This is a genomic window from Phytohabitans kaempferiae (genome assembly GCF_042433955.1).
Taxonomy (GTDB): domain Bacteria; phylum Actinomycetota; class Actinomycetes; order Mycobacteriales; family Micromonosporaceae; genus Phytohabitans; species Phytohabitans kaempferiae.
Genome location: NZ_JBHLUH010000081.1, coordinates 1 through 14,602 on the forward strand (window position 1 = coordinate 1; position 14,602 = coordinate 14,602).

15 protein-coding genes and 3 pseudogenes are annotated in these 14,602 nt (G+C 66.6%); 13 read left to right on the forward strand and 5 right to left on the reverse strand.

Translation table 11 applies throughout. The features are described from left to right. The 5 genes and pseudogenes from ACFFIA_RS37455 to ACFFIA_RS42555 all read left to right on the forward strand — a co-directional run. A partial coding sequence (locus tag ACFFIA_RS37455) for a histidine phosphatase family protein (RefSeq protein ID WP_377260758.1) occupies positions 1-348 on the forward strand: 348 nt, incomplete at its 5' end. 158 nt (positions 349-506) lie between these two features. Further along, positions 507-740 (forward strand): annotated as a pseudogene (locus ACFFIA_RS37460) (DUF2637 domain-containing protein); the annotation flags it as partial. A 104-nt stretch (positions 741-844) separates the two neighbouring features. After that, positions 845-1,021 carry a hypothetical protein gene (locus tag ACFFIA_RS37465; protein ID WP_377260896.1) on the forward strand — a complete coding sequence of 59 codons (177 nt, stop codon included), beginning with the start codon at positions 845-847 and terminating at the stop codon, positions 1,019-1,021. A gap of 177 nt (positions 1,022-1,198) precedes the next feature. After that, complete coding sequence (locus ACFFIA_RS37470; RefSeq protein WP_377260761.1) at positions 1,199-2,800, forward strand: replication-relaxation family protein; 1,602 nt, start codon at positions 1,199-1,201, stop codon at positions 2,798-2,800. Between the two features lie 173 nt (positions 2,801-2,973). Continuing rightward, on the forward strand, positions 2,974-3,141 hold the full coding sequence (locus ACFFIA_RS42555) for a DUF7662 domain-containing protein (protein ID WP_446686994.1): 168 nt from the start codon (positions 2,974-2,976) through the stop codon (positions 3,139-3,141). Positions 3,142-3,229: 88 nt separating this feature from the next. On the opposite strand, the gene ACFFIA_RS37475 is transcribed toward ACFFIA_RS42555, so the two are convergent. From ACFFIA_RS37475 to ACFFIA_RS37485, 3 genes and pseudogenes are all read right to left on the reverse strand, one after another. Continuing rightward, positions 3,230-3,439, reverse strand: coding sequence for a hypothetical protein (locus tag ACFFIA_RS37475; protein ID WP_377260763.1), 210 nt, complete (start codon positions 3,437-3,439; stop codon positions 3,230-3,232). Positions 3,440-3,459: 20 nt separating this feature from the next. Next, positions 3,460-3,915 carry a DUF5753 domain-containing protein gene (locus ACFFIA_RS37480; protein WP_377260892.1) on the reverse strand — a complete coding sequence of 152 codons (456 nt, stop codon included), beginning with the start codon at positions 3,913-3,915 and terminating at the stop codon, positions 3,460-3,462. A 206-nt stretch (positions 3,916-4,121) separates the two neighbouring features. Next, a pseudogene (locus tag ACFFIA_RS37485) lies at positions 4,122-4,346 on the reverse strand (helix-turn-helix domain-containing protein); the annotation flags it as partial. Positions 4,347-4,575: 229 nt separating this feature from the next. Between ACFFIA_RS37485 and ACFFIA_RS37490 the strand changes: the two are divergent. The 3 genes from ACFFIA_RS37490 to ACFFIA_RS37500 are packed head-to-tail and all read left to right on the forward strand — an operon-like array spanning position 4,576 to position 6,256. After that, positions 4,576-4,908 carry a hypothetical protein gene (locus ACFFIA_RS37490; protein ID WP_377260766.1) on the forward strand — a complete coding sequence of 111 codons (333 nt, stop codon included), beginning with the start codon at positions 4,576-4,578 and terminating at the stop codon, positions 4,906-4,908. After that, positions 4,886-5,407, forward strand: coding sequence for a DUF6879 family protein (locus tag ACFFIA_RS37495; RefSeq protein WP_377260769.1), 522 nt, complete (start codon positions 4,886-4,888; stop codon positions 5,405-5,407). Before ACFFIA_RS37490 ends, ACFFIA_RS37495 begins: the two co-directional genes overlap by 23 nt. Positions 5,408-5,416: 9 nt before the next feature. Further along, positions 5,417-6,256 (forward strand): helix-turn-helix domain-containing protein, encoded by an 840-nt coding sequence (locus ACFFIA_RS37500; protein ID WP_377260771.1) that lies wholly within the window; start codon positions 5,417-5,419, stop codon positions 6,254-6,256. A gap of 28 nt (positions 6,257-6,284) precedes the next feature. Here ACFFIA_RS37500 and ACFFIA_RS37505 read toward each other — a convergent pair whose 3' ends face one another. Beyond that, positions 6,285-6,896: a hypothetical protein gene (locus ACFFIA_RS37505; protein WP_377260774.1), complete on the reverse strand. Its 612-nt coding sequence runs from the start codon at positions 6,894-6,896 to the stop codon at positions 6,285-6,287. 539 nt (positions 6,897-7,435) lie between these two features. Then, positions 7,436-8,476 (reverse strand): toll/interleukin-1 receptor domain-containing protein, encoded by a 1,041-nt coding sequence (locus ACFFIA_RS37510; protein WP_377260776.1) that lies wholly within the window; start codon positions 8,474-8,476, stop codon positions 7,436-7,438. 862 nt (positions 8,477-9,338) lie between these two features. Here ACFFIA_RS37510 and ACFFIA_RS37515 point away from each other — a divergent pair. The 5 genes and pseudogenes from ACFFIA_RS37515 to ACFFIA_RS37535 form a co-directional block, all read left to right on the forward strand. Then, positions 9,339-10,199: pseudogene (locus tag ACFFIA_RS37515) on the forward strand (recombinase family protein); the annotation flags it as partial. Then, a complete protein-coding gene (locus ACFFIA_RS37520) occupies positions 10,150-11,208 on the forward strand; it encodes a recombinase zinc ribbon domain-containing protein (protein ID WP_377260779.1) in 1,059 nt (352 codons plus the stop codon). The pseudogene ACFFIA_RS37515 and the gene ACFFIA_RS37520, both read left to right, overlap by 50 nt. 458 nt (positions 11,209-11,666) lie before the next feature. Beyond that, positions 11,667-11,804 carry a hypothetical protein gene (locus ACFFIA_RS37525; protein WP_377260782.1) on the forward strand — a complete coding sequence of 46 codons (138 nt, stop codon included), beginning with the start codon at positions 11,667-11,669 and terminating at the stop codon, positions 11,802-11,804. Further along, a complete protein-coding gene (locus tag ACFFIA_RS37530) occupies positions 11,797-12,924 on the forward strand; it encodes a hypothetical protein (RefSeq protein WP_377260785.1) in 1,128 nt (375 codons plus the stop codon). Before ACFFIA_RS37525 ends, ACFFIA_RS37530 begins: the two co-directional genes overlap by 8 nt. 406 nt (positions 12,925-13,330) lie before the next feature. Beyond that, complete coding sequence (locus ACFFIA_RS37535) at positions 13,331-14,548, forward strand: toll/interleukin-1 receptor domain-containing protein (protein WP_377260788.1); 1,218 nt, start codon at positions 13,331-13,333, stop codon at positions 14,546-14,548. The last annotated feature ends 54 nt before the right edge of the window (positions 14,549-14,602 follow it).

Below are 14,602 nucleotides of genomic sequence, written 5' to 3' on the forward strand. Positions count from 1 at the left end.
GACTTCCTGGCGGACCGCACGCCGGTGCCCTCCAGCGGACAACGCGACCGGTACCCGAGCCGATGGCTTGCCTGGCTCGACGGCGTGCCCGACGATGAGCGCGACGAGGACGCCGTGGCCCTGCGAGCCGCCGTCGAGCACCTCGGTGTCACCGGCGATAGCGACCGGCACGAGCTGTTGATCACGCACAACTTCGTGATTGGCTGGTTCGTCCGCCACGTGCTTGATGCCTCGCTCTGGCGTTGGATCGGGCTCAACCAGGGCAACTGCGCGATCACCATCGTGCAGTGGGACTTCGATCGACCACCGAACCTGGTCAGCTTCAACGACACCGGGCACCTGGCGTAGCGGTACGGCCCGACGGCTACGAGTGGACGCCGACAAGGGCTGCGGCAACGAGTGTAGCGAGCGTGCGCGATGAGCGCCGCCGATCGAGCAATCGCCATCGCGGCCGGGGCCACGGCGTAGTGCTCGCCGGCGTTGCCGGCGCGATCTCGTACTCACACATGGCCGAGCTGGCTCGCCTTCACGGCGAGACCGGCTGGCGGGCGCACGCGTTCCCGATCTCGGTCGACGGGATGGAGATCGTTGCTTCGCTGGTGTTGTTGCGCATCGGCGGGCCGGGACGCGGGCGGGCCGGCTGGTTGCCGTGGGCGGCGCTGGCGGCCGGTACAGCCGCCAGCGTGGCCGCGAACGTCGCCGTTGGGGCGTCCGATCCGGTCGGGCGGTTGGTGGCGGGCTGGCCGGCGGTGGCGTTGCTGGTATCGATCAAGTTGCTGTCCGGGCTGCTGGATGCCCGGTCCCCTGGTCCCGCTGATCCCGGACCATCCTCACCGGCGGGACCGTGCCGGAGTCGCTGGAGGAAGCCGCCCGCGTGGTCCGGGACCAGTTGGTCGCATCCGGGACCACGGTCAACCGTCGCAACCTGGCGGCCGGTCTGCGGGCTGCCGGTCACCGCGTCCGCAACGACCGGCTCGGTCATCTGATGCGCGTGGTGGATGGGGGTGGTGACCATGACTGATCTGTCAGCCGCGTTTCCCGCTCCTTGCCGTTTGCTCTGGGACCCGAACGGCAAGGTCGGGGCGCCTGTCAGCGCTGGTTGGCGCCGTTGTCCGGCCTGCGGGCGGACCGGCGACTGACACTTGTTGTGTCACCAGAAGTACCCCTTATGGGCCTGCGGCGGGTTGGCGGTGGCGCCATGCCTGACCGCTCGTACCTCACCCGGCTGCGGGCCTCCGGCGGCCCGTCGCACGAGCTGCTCGTCCTGCTCCACCAGCACCGGGTGATGACCACCGACCAGCTCGCCCGCGCGACCGGGACGCCAGAGCGGACCGTTCGGTACCGGCTGGACCAGCTTCACGACGCTCGCCTGGTCGAGTGTGTCCGCCCGGGACGGGAGGCCGGCTCGGCGCCTCGGCACTGGTGGTTGCGCCCGGCCGGTGCTCGGCTCGTATCCGGTACGGCGGCTGCCGATGGGCGTCCCTCGGGGATGTTCGTCGCGCACGCCGCGGCTATCACCGAGGTCTGGTTGGCAATGAAGGAGCAGGTCGAGGTGACGGGCTGGCTCACCGACCGCGCGGGGTGGCAGGAGTGGGAACGGGCCGGCCTATGGTCATCGAGCCGCTTTCGCCTCACCCCCGATGCCGTCGCGCGCGTCACGCTGCACGACGCGGCCAACGTAGTCGCCTTCATCGAGGTGGACCTGGCCACGATGACCCAGACCCTGCTGAAGCAGAAGCTCGCCCGATACCTTGCGTACGTCGAAGACCGTGCCTGGGAAGGCGTATATCCGCATTGCCCTCCCTTGCTGCTGCTCACCACGACGGCGACACGGGCGGCGACGTTCGCCCGCACTGCGACGCAGGTCATCGGCGAACCCTTCGCGCCCGACGATCCGGCGGCCGGGCTTGTGGTGGCCGCCTGCGGCCTCGTCCGCCAGCCGGCTCGTGCTGTGATCGAGCCGTGCTGGATGCTGCCCGAGGCGGCAGCCGCGGAGCTGACACTGGCCGAGATTTTCGCCGAGCGCGTTGACGCCTTGGACGCCTCGGAGAGGTGGCATCGGCATCAGGAGACAGTGGTCCGCCGCCGGGCTGACATTGAGGCGCTGCGGGACGTGCAGTCCTTCACCGCGCTGGCCGACTGGCTCGGCAGTGGTCTTGCTGCGGAAGCCCTCAAGACGCTGATTGGCACCGAACCGTCAGAATTCCTCGACAGCGACCCGGACCTGGCCTTGCGGGCAGTCGACTGGGCCGAGCAGCGGCGTCGTGTCGACCGCTTCACGGCGCGGGAACGGGCTCGTCCGCTGGTCTCCACATTGGAGTCCTTGCACACCGGGGTGCTGCGGGACCAGGCTCGCCGGCTGCTGGCCGCCGAGGAACACCTGGCCGAGGGCGATCCGCGGGTGTACCGACTCGCGACCACCCTGGCCGGCGGAAAGCTCGCCTCGAAGGAGGAGATCGCCCTGCTGAATCTGCCACCGGCTCGCAGGCGCGAGGAGCTGCAACGTGAACTCTTCGGCGAGTACCTGATCCGCCGGACCGCCGTCGTCGATCGCAAGTGGAGCGGCTTCAGCCGGCGAGACCGTCGACGCATCACGCGCGAGCAGCTTGCTGCCGCCTACGACGACGATCACCTGCTCGTCTGCGAGACCTGCGAACTCATGTATCCGCAGGACGAGCCCGACGTGCCATACGTCGCCTGGTGCCGCTATTGCGATGGCGCCCTGCTCGACTGGCCTGACCGAGACAGGGTGGTTCCCGTGTCTCAGCGCGTGGCTTCGATCCGGAGTTTTCTCGACTGATGCGCTGCTCTCCTATGCTCGGACTGCCGTCGTCGTGAATGCCTACGCATCCGATGCGAACCACGACGGCGAGGCCAGGAGCGACTCTGCCATGGCGAAGTACGGTCCCCTTACCGCATTCCTTCAACGGCAGTCGGACGACAAGGACATGATCCGTATGTCCTTCCAGCGTCTTGAGGAGATCATCGCCGCTGCCGCCGAGTGCCCACTACCTCCGCACCTGGTGGGGCAACACCGTAAACGAGACCCGCGTCCAGGCTCACGCCTGGCTGACTGCGTCGTGGCGCGTGGAATCGGTCGACCTCGCACGCAAGCTTGTGACCTTCACCCGCAGTGCCTGATCTATAGCTCGTGACCCGCCGCCGTCCCCGAGGTGCCTTCGCGGCGCCGAACACGGACGGCGGCGGGTGGTTCCTGCTTGGTCGTCACCTACCGGTTGGCCGCGCGGTAACCGGTGATGAAGGCGTACGTGAAGTCGATCAAGATCTCTGCCAGCTCTTCGCACTGCTCGGGGGTGACGGTGGTGTTGTGCTTGTCCGCCCACGCCGCCACGCGTTGGGCGACGGCCGCAATGGCCACCTTGGACGCGTCCGTGCTGGGTAGCGGCGTGACGGACGCGCCAGGGATGTCGAGGCTCACGAAGCGAATCCCTTCTTCGGTCAGGCGATGTGTTCGGCGGTCTTGGTGATCAGTTCGAGGGACTGGGCAGGGTCGAGGGCGAGGCTCTTGAGGTTGTCGAAGGCGGTGTCGTACCGTTCGGCCGCGCTCGCTTCGACAACCGCGCGGCCAGCGAGCTGGTCGAGCAAGGCGACCGGCGGGTTGGGGCGCTGCATCCGGCAGACCGTGAACGGCCCGTCCATGCCCTGGTGTGGCCCGCTCTGGCTGGGCAGGACCAGTACGGTGAGGTGGGGCAAGGCAACGAGGCGGGTGAGCTGTTCGAGCTGGGCCTGTAGCACCATCGGGCCGCCGATTGGCCGCGAAAGTACGGACTCTTCGAGGATCGCGGTGTAGCGGATCGGGGGCTTGTCGTTGAGCACGAGCTGCCGTGTCGCGTGTTCGCGTAGCAGGTTGTCGATGCGCAGCATCGGCGTCTGTTCACCCTCCATGTGCCGGATGACCCCTCGGCGTAGTCCCGGCTGCGCAGCAGGTCAGGGATCAGGCTGGTGGCGTAGGCGCACAGTTCGGCGGCGCGGGACTGTAGCCACCAGTGGTCGATGACTGGCCGGTCGTTGAAGCCAACGGTGGTGGAGTCCTTGACCCCGTCCAGCTCCCACTGGCCCAGCCGCCAGGCGTTGCGTGCCAGGTTGACCAGCTCGTCGCGTTCGGACTCGTCATAGATGCCGTAGACGTCGAGGAGGGCGCTCACGTGGTCGCGGCGAAACGGCCACTCGGCCCGTTCGTATCTGGCGAGGGTGCTGAACTCGACGCCCACGTACTCTGCGATGTACTTGAGCGTCAGGCCGCGCTCCTCGCGCAGCTTGCGCATGCGCTCGCCGAGAAACTGGGCGCGCATGGTGGGCAGGAACTGCTTTCTCTCGGTTGGCATGCTGAATCTCCTAACGTGCAAGGGATGAGGCAAGTCGACGCGGTTCCCGGGCGCCTCGGTGACCCACGTCCGTTCGCTTGGCCACGACGCTAGGACCGTTGGGAACGCCCGGCCAAGATGTTTGCTCCAGTTTGCTCAGCCCTGGATGGCTTGACTGGTAGCGGATTCCTACCGCACCATCGCAACCACCAAAGCAAATGCGAGCAACAGACCAAGGGGAGGCCCGACCATGCAACTCAGGTTCCTCGGCAAGCAAACGCAGGGTGGTGGCTCACCAACCCTGTTCGCCACCGATCGAGACACCTACGTCGTCCAAGGCTGGAAGGTCCCCGACGACGCCACCAGCATCGAGATCCCAGCCGGCCTGCTCCGGCACCTGGAGCACGGCACACGACTGGGCGTGCCCCTGCACGACACCGGCCGTGACAGCTACATACTGTCCGGGGCAGCCGTAACCGACCCCGAGGCGCTGTCCCAGATGGACATCCCCGGCCACGAGTCCTGCGTGGAGGTCGGCAAGGAACGAGAAGGTGACCGTCATGAAGCTCTTCCCCACGGGTGAGGCGTTCGACAACCTCTTCCGCGGCTTCCGGCACACCGCGTTCCACCTAGAGGTCGAGGACACGTACCACACCCCGGAGGAGAGCGGCCCTTTCAAGCTGTTTCTCGACGGCCAACCGGACGACTTCGCCTGGCACCGGCCCTGGCTCGACCTCATCGAGGACGTCACCCAAGCCGGCCGCAGCGTCTCACGCGTCAGGGTGGTCACCGTGCCACACGTCGACTACACCCGCTGGGGCCTCACCGTGGCACCGCTCAACATCGCGGCCGGCGAAGACATCCGCTGGCTGCCTCGCAGCCTCACCACAGACGTCGAACTACCACCCGACGACTTCTGGCTCTTCGATGACGAACGAGTGGTCTTCACCGTCTTCGAGGAGGACGGCCGCTTCGCCGGCGGGGCCGAAACCACCGACCGACACATCGTCGACAGATGCCGCGAGGTCCGCGACAAGGTGTGGGCGCGCGCCATCCCGCACGACACGTACGTCGCGAGCTGAGCGCGATCCTTGTCCAGCTCGATCCATCAGGCCAGAGAGGCCCTGGGCAGCCGGCTCCGGGACCTCCGCAAGGACGCTGGGCTAACCGGCATGCAGCTCGCACTGCTTGCCGGTTGGCACAGCTCCAAGGTCTCAAAGATCGAGTACGGGAAGCAGGCGCCCTCGGAGGACGACATCCGCGTCTGGGCCCGCCACTGCGAAGCCCCAGACCAGGTCCCCGACCTGCTGGCCACGGTCCGCAATATCGAAGCGATGTACGTCGAGTGGCGCCGCATGCTCAACACGGGCACTCGCCGGCGCCAGGAGGCCTCGATCGCCCTTGAGGCTGAGACCAAGCTGTTCCGCTGGTACGAGCCGGTTCTCGTACCCGGAATCCTCCACACCGCCGAGTACGCCGCTGCCGTCCTTTCTCGCGTGATCGACTTCTACGGCATCCCCGACGACTTGGAGGCCGGCGTCGCCGCCCGAATGGAGCGGCAGCAGATCCTCTACCGCGGCGACCACCGCTTTCACTTCATCCTCGCGGAGCAAGCTCTGCACACGATCGTCGGCGACACCAACGTCATGATCGGCCAACTCGACCGGCTGATCACGATCCTCTCCATGCCCCGTGTGAGCCTAGGAATCCTGCCGGCCCGGCACACCTACCAGGTGCCGACCAACCAGTTCATCCTGTTCGACGAGCGTCTCGTCCACGTCGAAGCCATCTCCGCCGAGATAGCGGTCACGCAGCCGCGGGAGATCGCCCTCTACGCGAAGGCTTTCCGTGACCTATCGCAAGCAGCAGTCCACGGTCGGACCGCCAGGGACCTGATTGCGGGAGAACTGGCCACTTTAAACCCCACATAGCAGTTCTCGAGGCTCTGAGCGACTACTACTACGGCTGCGGAGCTGACTGCGACATGATCGTGAACACCTGAGGGAAGACCACGGTCACGACCTGCTGGTGCCATCTGGTCATGAGATCAACCACGTCATCAGTAGCTCCCTCGCGTGGCCTGAAACCTGGATCGTCCGTCAGAGTGAGATCGAACTCATGGCTCACCTCGTCGCCCATACCGTCGTCGCGGCCATTTATACGAAACAGGACTGAGCCGTCGGCAACGGTGCCGTCGCCAGGCAGCAGGCGACGCTTGGACGGGCCGTTGCTACCCCAATAGATCAGCTCTGGCCACCACCCCATGATCGCGAGCCTGCGATGCTTGTCGATATTCCACAAGCCGTCGAGCCTAAATAGGTCGTGCCATTGAGCGCGGTCCTCGTAGGAGCCGTTAAGGACAACCCAGGACCGAGTGGCCATCTCGTCGTCGAAGAACGGTTGAACCTGACGGACGGCTTGCCGGGCGCGATGGTCGTACAGCGCAGATCGCTTGCCCTTGAAGAACGCGTTGAAGTCGCTCGGCGTGGCTTTGATCGGAAAGGTGGAGGCTTGCTCCTGGTCACGCGTGAGACTTCCGGCCTGGGTACGCTTGGCCACCTCGAATGCCAAGCTCTCCAGGGCGGCTCAGGTTGCTGAGGATGTCGCCGACCGTTGTGTTCATCGAGATCGGGATAGGCCGCTGAAACTTGAGGCGATACGCCAAACGTTCGGGCACGTCCGTCGGCTCCGGCGTAAGGGAGTATGGCTTAGTGGCGCGGAATCGGCGACAAGAGCGCGTAGGGACTCTACGTGCTCGCCCGCACGGTTGGCTTTCGCCCACCATGACGACGCTGGATCACTCCAGGTTCGACCGAAGGTCACGATCACTCGCTCATCATGCCACCAGGAGCTGCGGAAGACTCGCGACCTCACCGTCGGCTGTCGGACCCCTCCTCGCCACGATCACGGCGTCCTGGGCTGCGGGCGCCCGAACGCCAGGTTCATGCTGGCCGCCCCGAACCCCGCTTTCGGGTCGCCCCGGTAGCAAGGTCCTCAGGCCACCATCGCTCCTTGGTGGATGTACCGAAGCCTCGCGACAAGGCTTAGAAGCACGCCTCCAGACGACCTGCGGAAACGAGATTCGGGCTGTGGTTGCACGGTAGCGCGTATTAGTCGACGCGCGGAGCTTCGCTAGCCTGCATGTTGGACAGGCGTTCGACAAGGCGCGTCGCCAACTCAGGCGATATGCGGTCATCGAAGTTCTCGATATGAACATTCCCCAAATCCTCAGACGCCACATCGCCGAATTCGTCCTCGTCCGGCGGCGGTATTTCGAGCACAGGGAAATTTGAGTCGAAGGTGGCCCTCAGAAGATCACGATGCTCCTCAAGCGACTCCGGCAATTCAGGATCTTGTTCCATGTCCGTCGAAAGCAGCAAGTACAAGCGAAAAACAGATTGCAATTCCTCATTAGTTAAAGGCAAATACTGGGCTATCTCAAGACAAGCAGACGATATACGCTCCCAAAGCTCGACCTCTCTGGTGGGATGGGCATCTCGCTTGAATCCATCCAGCCATTGATCCATCGTCAAGGGGTGCACCGCGAGGAGGGCAGCTCGTATCAGGCGAATTCGTCCGACGAGATCTCTCGGAAGGGTATCATGGCGATGCGGCGCAGCCATGAGCTCGGTGATTTGAACCGTTTTCTTGGTGGCCCGTCGTCGAGCTAGCTCATATGCCGCCCGTCGATGGAGACGAGTGAGCAACTCCGGGTTCACGACTTCCAGAATCTCAACACACGCCTCAAGTATGTGCGTGGCAACGGGGGGCGAAGAAATAGCTATAGCCTTCTTGTCGGCAAGCGGCGGACTGTAGGCCAGAATATCGTCGACTTCGACACCAAACCACGCCGGCAAGACGACCTTCGGACCAGCCAACTCTCGTGCGGTAAGGCCTCGTAATTCATACTCGGTCCATCGCTTTTGCAGGAAAGCTTGAGATATTATGACCACGCCAAACCGAGATCTAGCGAGGCCCTTGTCGATAGTTCTAGTGAGACTATCGCCCGCCTTTAATTCAAACTGATCCCACCATACACGTAGGCCGAACTCCGAAAGAGTGTCGACCAAGGGCTTCACCAGTCCATTTCGATCCTCACTCGCATACGAGATGAAGAGGTCCCATTGGAACTTGGAATCGTCAGATGACATCGAGACTCCTTATCATCATCGCCGCTGTCACTCAGGCATGAGGTTCCGGATTAAAGAGCGCTTCCCGTTCTCGATCCACTTTCAACCGAGCCTGGTAATAGACCTTACCAACCGAAGACCAGGCCAGCGGCAACGTCACCGCCCGTGGCGGGTTGATTGATCAACTGCACTCCATGCCCCCACAGAACACGAACTCGCCGTGTTGTAGCGCAATCGATGGCATCCCAGTCTCCTGCCCAGTGCGCTGTAGCACCGACGGCGCGGTGCCGGCTCGTCCACGCAGACAACCAGCGTCGCCGATCGTGATCACCGCCCGTGGCGGCCCTCGTAAGCTTGCCAGCCCGATTACCCTCAGCGCACCCGGCTTCCTCCGGTGATACCTGAAGAGGCTCCACGCGCCTTGACAAACGGCCCGGATGGAGCGTTCATCGAGTGGCGGGGGTCGATCGGTTGCGACAGGCACCGACCGTGACCAGCCCGAACATCTGGGCTGTACCGCCGCGACCGAGAGATCCGTCGAGTCGCATGGAGGCGTATCGCGGCAGCCGAGGATGAGCAGGAGCTGCCGGTTGGGAAGACCGTGGCTCACCGCTCACCCCGGTCGCGATCCCGCCGGCTGACCAGCTCGGTCGAGATCGTCCGCGTCCGAGGCCCGGACGCGGCACATCTGGCCGAGGTCCAACTCGAAGCGATCAAGGAGGTTCTGTCATGGGCGCGAAGCCAACAACGCACGGAAAGGCCGCACGACGAGGACTGGGCGGCGTGATCACCGCCGAGCCGGCATGCCAGCTCGACGCTAGGCCGCCCGGCCTCCATACCCGCACACCACACCCAGCGATACCACCTTGACCAAGGAGCGTTTATGCACCCGCCAGAACCTGGCAAGGCCAGGCACCCAGCAGCCAACGTCCACCGCCAGGACCCGACCCGGCCCAGGGTCGCCGTAGCGTTCCTGGCCCGAGTCTCCACCGACGACCAGCAAGACCCGACCCTCTCCCTGCCCCGCCAGCTCGCCAACTGCGAAGGCGCGCTCCCCGAGGGCTGGGAGATCTCTGCCTACTTCTGGGACATCGAGTCCGGCCGCACCGCCCTGGAACGCCGAGGCCGCGGACGCGCCCACGAGCACATTGACGTCCCGCTCCCCCGCGACGGCGGCCTGCAAGACCTCCTCGCCGAGGCCGAACACCCACGCCGCCGCTTCGACGCCGTCATCTGCGAGTCCATCGACCGGCTCGCCCGCCGCACCTACATCGGCACCCGCATCGAGCACGACCTGGAACAGGCGGGCGTCCGCCTCTACGCCGCCGACGAGCCCATCGACCCGCGCGGCAAGCGGTCGACCGGGCTGCTGACCCGCCGGGTCAAGCAGGGCGTGGCCGAGTGGTACGTCACCGACATGCTCGAACGCGCCTGGGACGGCTTCAAGGTCCACACCGGCCAGGGCTGGAACATCGGCAAGCCGCCATACGGCTACGCCGCCGACAAGATCCAGCACCCGGTCCCGGCCAAGGCCGCCGAAGGGCAGACCAAGACCCGCCTCATCCCCGACCCGCAACGCGCGCCCGTCGTCGGCTACATCTTCCGGCTCCGAGTCGTGGAGCGGCTCGGCTACGACGCCATCGCCGCCCGCCTCAACGCCGACCCCGGCCAATACCCAGTGCCGGAGCCGACGAGTGCCAAGCGACGGCGAGGCACCTGGTCCGGCTCCGCCGTACGGGAGATCCTGCACAACCCCAAGTACACCGGCTTCATGGTCTGGAACCGCCGCGCCACCAAGCAAGGCGGCAGGGTCAAACCCGCCCTCGGCGTGGGTCTGGTCCGCCGAGCCCACCCACGAGGCGCTCGTCAGCCGCGAAACGTTCGAACAAGCGGCCCTGGTCTCGCAGACCAAGCGCAACTCCCGCGCCGCAGCCGGACCGAACACCGCCCACCGGCAGACCAAGCGCGGCTACCTGCTTCGCTCGTATGTCCGATGTGGAGTCTGCGACCAGCGCATGTTCGGCAAGACCCGGCACGGCCGCGCCTACTACAACTGCTACCCGGCCAACAACAACGCCGACCGGCTCAGCCTCTACCCCGCCGACCACCCCAAGGCCATCTACGTACGCGAGGACGCCCTCACCGAAGCCCTCGACCACGTGATCGCCACCCGCGTCTTCGGGGCAGACCGCCGCGCCTTTATCCGCGACGGGCTCGCGAGGAAGAAGCCCGACACCGGCAGCCGGCGCAAGGCGCTCCTCCGAGCGCAGATCGATGACCTGACCGCACGCCAGGACCGGCTCATCACCGAGTTGGAGACCGCGGACGACCGGGCCTTCCGCGACCGGCTACGCCAGCGCTTCGACGTCCTCGAAGCCGAGCGCGCCGACAAGACCGCCCAGCTCCACGACCTGGAGACCACGGCGAAGCCAGAACCCGCCCAGGAGATTGACCTGCTCGACGGTCTGCCCATCCTCGACGACATCGCCATCACCCAGGCGCCCGAGGCGATCCAGCGCAAGCTCTACGACGCCTTCCAACTCCAGATCCACTACGACCGCCCCGACCAGGCCCGCTTCCGGCTCGTCCTCACCGACGACACCGCCGACGCGCTGGCCGCCGCCACGACCGGCGGGATCGTCACCGACCTGGCCACGGCCCGTGCCCATAAGGATCGGACCCCGCCGGGGGCACATCTGACAACCGCATTTCCGCTGGTCAGCGCGTTCCCTTGCGCTTGCCTACGCGACTGACAACGCATAATGTCTGGTCAGCGGACCGGTCTGCGCGCAGGTTCGAACCCCGGTACGCGAGGTGTCAGGCGGAACGCGGCGGACGACACAGGCAATGCTCGGACGCCCCAAGCCGACTAACAGGCGGCTACCGACGAGCCGACGGATGCTCCTCTGGCCTGCACTGTTAGCTGTTGTCAGGTACTGACAGGTGCGGACCGCGTTCGAACCGCCTGACCACCACCGTCTGAGTAGCAGCCGTGCAGTACAAGTGCTGGTATCTCTCCAGGTCCGACAGCGAGAGGCTCACACGACGTCTCGCGATGAGCACGTCGGCGAGGCCCGTGCCGATGCGGCGCAGCCCAACCATCGAGGTTCGATTCGTGAACGTCTGGCTGACCACCTCGGCCTGCGGCACGGGTGCATGAGCTGCAACGCCGCCTGCCCGGCCCCGCGGGGTGCTGGAGAGCGAGCATTACTTGCCGGTACGCGGCCCGGTGCTGCCCGGCCACCCCTGGGACAACAACAGCCCGCTGGACCGCAAGGAGTACCTGCTACGCGTGCTCCGCCGCGTGCCGGGAATGATCGGAGGCATGGACTTCCGCGCGCATGCGTAAGCGCGGCCGGGGTGAGGGGGGTGACTATATTGGTAGCCGCCCTCACCCAGCGCCGGGGAGTATTATGCGACCGCTTATCGCCGTAATCGGAAGTATGGAACCCGGGCGGGTGTACGACCCGCCTGCGGAAGACGCCGTTCAGGTGGACGAGGCAGCCGCCGCGATGGGGCGGGAATTGGCGGCGAAGAACTGTCGGATTGTTGTCTTTTCGAGCCGCCCCCAATATGTAGAGCGCGCCGTGGTGCGCGGTTTCGTCGAATCTGGCCAGGCGCGCCCCGGCTCGGTGGAGGTACGCGCGCGGTTCGGCGCCGATACCGCGTTCGAGGAGATGAACCGGCACCCTGAGGCGTTCGCGGTCCGCCCTGAGCCGGCCGGCGACTGGGAGGTGGCGTTCTATCGGTCGCTGCTCACTGTCGACGGCGTGCTGCTGGTCGGCGGCGGCCGGGCCACGTTCGCGGCCGGGCTCATCGCCCTGTCCCGGCGCGTCGCCATCGCGCCGGTGGCCGTCTTCGGCGGTGCCGCGCTTCGGATCTGGCGCCGGTTGGAGGGCAGCGGCACGTACGCAGCTGAGGACGATATCGCGGCGCTGGCACAGCCCTGGGCAGCCGACAGCGCCGCCGGTGTGGTCGCCGTGCTCCTCGCTCAGCACCAGCGGCGGGTGGCCGCTGAGGCACTCAGCCGCCGGGGCGAGGCGTCTGCCCGGCGGCGCACGGTGGCGGCGCTGGTCGCCGCCTTGGTGCTGCTTCTGCTGGCCCTGGCGACCATCCCGTTGGCCTTCGCCCTGCCCATAGGCATGTGGACCGGCCTGACGGTGCTGGTCACAGCCGCGCTCGTGGCGTCTATCTGGGGCGCGGTGATCCGTAACGCCTACGACGGCGGCGCTGAGTGGCTGCGCGCTGCGGCGCTCGGTTCGGCGGCCGGCAGTATCGCGTTCCTGCTTTTTGTCGCGGCGCAGATGGCCACGAATCCAAACCTCCTCACGGGGGACGGCGCACGGCGGCTGATCTTCTTCGTCCTCGCGATCGGCTTCATCGGTGGCTTCACCTCCGAGGTGGTCTACCGCAAGCTGCGTGACCAGGACGTGACGCAGACGCCGGTGCTGCCGCCGCCCGGCGTGTGACCAGCCAATGTTGCTCGCCGGTGATCGCTCCGACAGAACAGCTCGGCCCGTGGAGGTGACCGCGACCGTCGTCCACCTGGCGGCTGCCATTGATCAACGGCGGAGGCTTCGTCCCATGATCGGCGGAGTGGAGCGGGTCATCCGATCCGCCGACCACGAATGGGCACGCACGGTGAGAGAATAGGCACGAGGCGCATCAATGATCGGCATTTCCCGCCGTCCTGCACGCGCGGTTTCCCGTTGTCCATCGCGCCGGCACCGATACCCACTTGTTCCGCTTTCTTGACTTTGAGACGATGGGCATCGCTCCGGCGGCTACGGCCGGTGAAGTCGCGCGTTAAAGCGCGCCAAAGGGCGCGCTCATCACAACGATCGAGCCGAGTGCAATCAATGTGAGGACTTCCAGGTGTCGGACATCTTTGTCAGTTACCGGACCGACGACGAGACGGGCGTCGCGATTCTCCTCGACGAGAAGCTGTGCGAGCGGTTCGGCCCGGAGAGGGTCTTTCGGGACAACCGTTCCATCGGGCTGGGTCGCGACTTTCGGCCGGAGCTGTGGGGCCACCTCGCGAAGAGCACAGTGTTTCTCGTGGTCGCCGGACCGAGCTGGCTTGCCCGGGACGAACAGGGCCGGCGCCGCATCGACGACCCCGACGACTTCGTCCGCCGCGAGATCGGTTGGGCGCTGAAGATCGGCCTGCGGGTGGTGCCGGTCCTCGTCGGCGATACGCCCCAGCTCCGCGCCGACCAGCTTCCCGACGATATCGCCGAGCTAGCCCACCGGCAGTACCGCCGGCTCAGCAGCCGGGGCATGCAGCGCGAGATTCCGCTGCTGATCGACGACCTCGCCGCCATTCTCGACGCCGAGGCGGCCACCTTACCGCCCAGACCCCGCCCGACCGACCCGGGCGCGGAGGCACCACGGCGCGGCACCGTGGCCGTGCTCCGCCCCGACTCCCTCGACCCGGCCGCCGCGGCGGCGCATGTGTCGGCCTTGCGCGACGCGATCGACCTCGCCGCCGACGACGCCAACATCCCCGGGGTGGAGACGGCCGAGCGACCATTCGGGCTCACCATGTTCGTCCCTATGGCGGTAGCCCCGATCCGCGTGATCTCCGGGTTCCTGATGTCGCTGGAGGCGGCGCTCACCGCAGGGCGCGCGCCGGACGGCGGTCCGCTGCGGGTAACGGCCGCAGTGGGGCACGGAACCGTCGGCCCCGGCCACGCCGACCTCCGCGACCAGCTCGCCCTGCTGCTGGGCCAGCCGGAGGTCGCCGCCGTGCGCCGCCGGGCCACGCGGGCCGGCCTGGTCCTGGTCGTATCGGACGAGTTCTACGACGGGGTGGTGCGGGCGCACCCTGAGGCCGCGGACCCCGCCACCTACCTGCCCGTGCCGGGGCCGGACGGTGAGCACCGCTCGTGGGTGCACGTGCCCGGTTACCCGTCCCCGCCGGGGATACGCACCGCACCGCAGGGCGGTATCCCGGCACCAACTCCGGGTAGTGGGGTCAGCTTCGTCAACTACGGACCGGTCAACGGCCCACAGGTCGGCCGTGACCTGCACGTCCACGGCGACTGGGTGAACCGCGACAAGTACGTCAACGGCGAGGCGGAACGCCGATGACCGCCCCCGCCGCACCCAGCGCCCCGGCCGGACCCGCGCAGGCGGCTCCCGCAG

What these genes read in the sequence shown, in the direction of transcription:
- ACFFIA_RS37470 (WP_377260761.1), top strand. Translation starts at nt 1,199, where the DNA reads ATGCCTGACCGCTCGTACCTCACCCGGCTGCGGGCCTCCGGCGGCCCG.
- ACFFIA_RS37490 (WP_377260766.1), top strand. Translation starts at nt 4,576, where the DNA reads ATGCAACTCAGGTTCCTCGGCAAGCAAACGCAGGGTGGTGGCTCACCA.
- ACFFIA_RS37495 (WP_377260769.1), top strand. Translation starts at nt 4,886, where the DNA reads ATGAAGCTCTTCCCCACGGGTGAGGCGTTCGACAACCTCTTCCGCGGC.
- ACFFIA_RS37510 (WP_377260776.1), bottom strand. Translation starts at nt 8,476, where the DNA reads ATGTCATCTGACGATTCCAAGTTCCAATGGGACCTCTTCATCTCGTAT.
- ACFFIA_RS37530 (WP_377260785.1), top strand. Translation starts at nt 11,797, where the DNA reads ATGCGTAAGCGCGGCCGGGGTGAGGGGGGTGACTATATTGGTAGCCGC.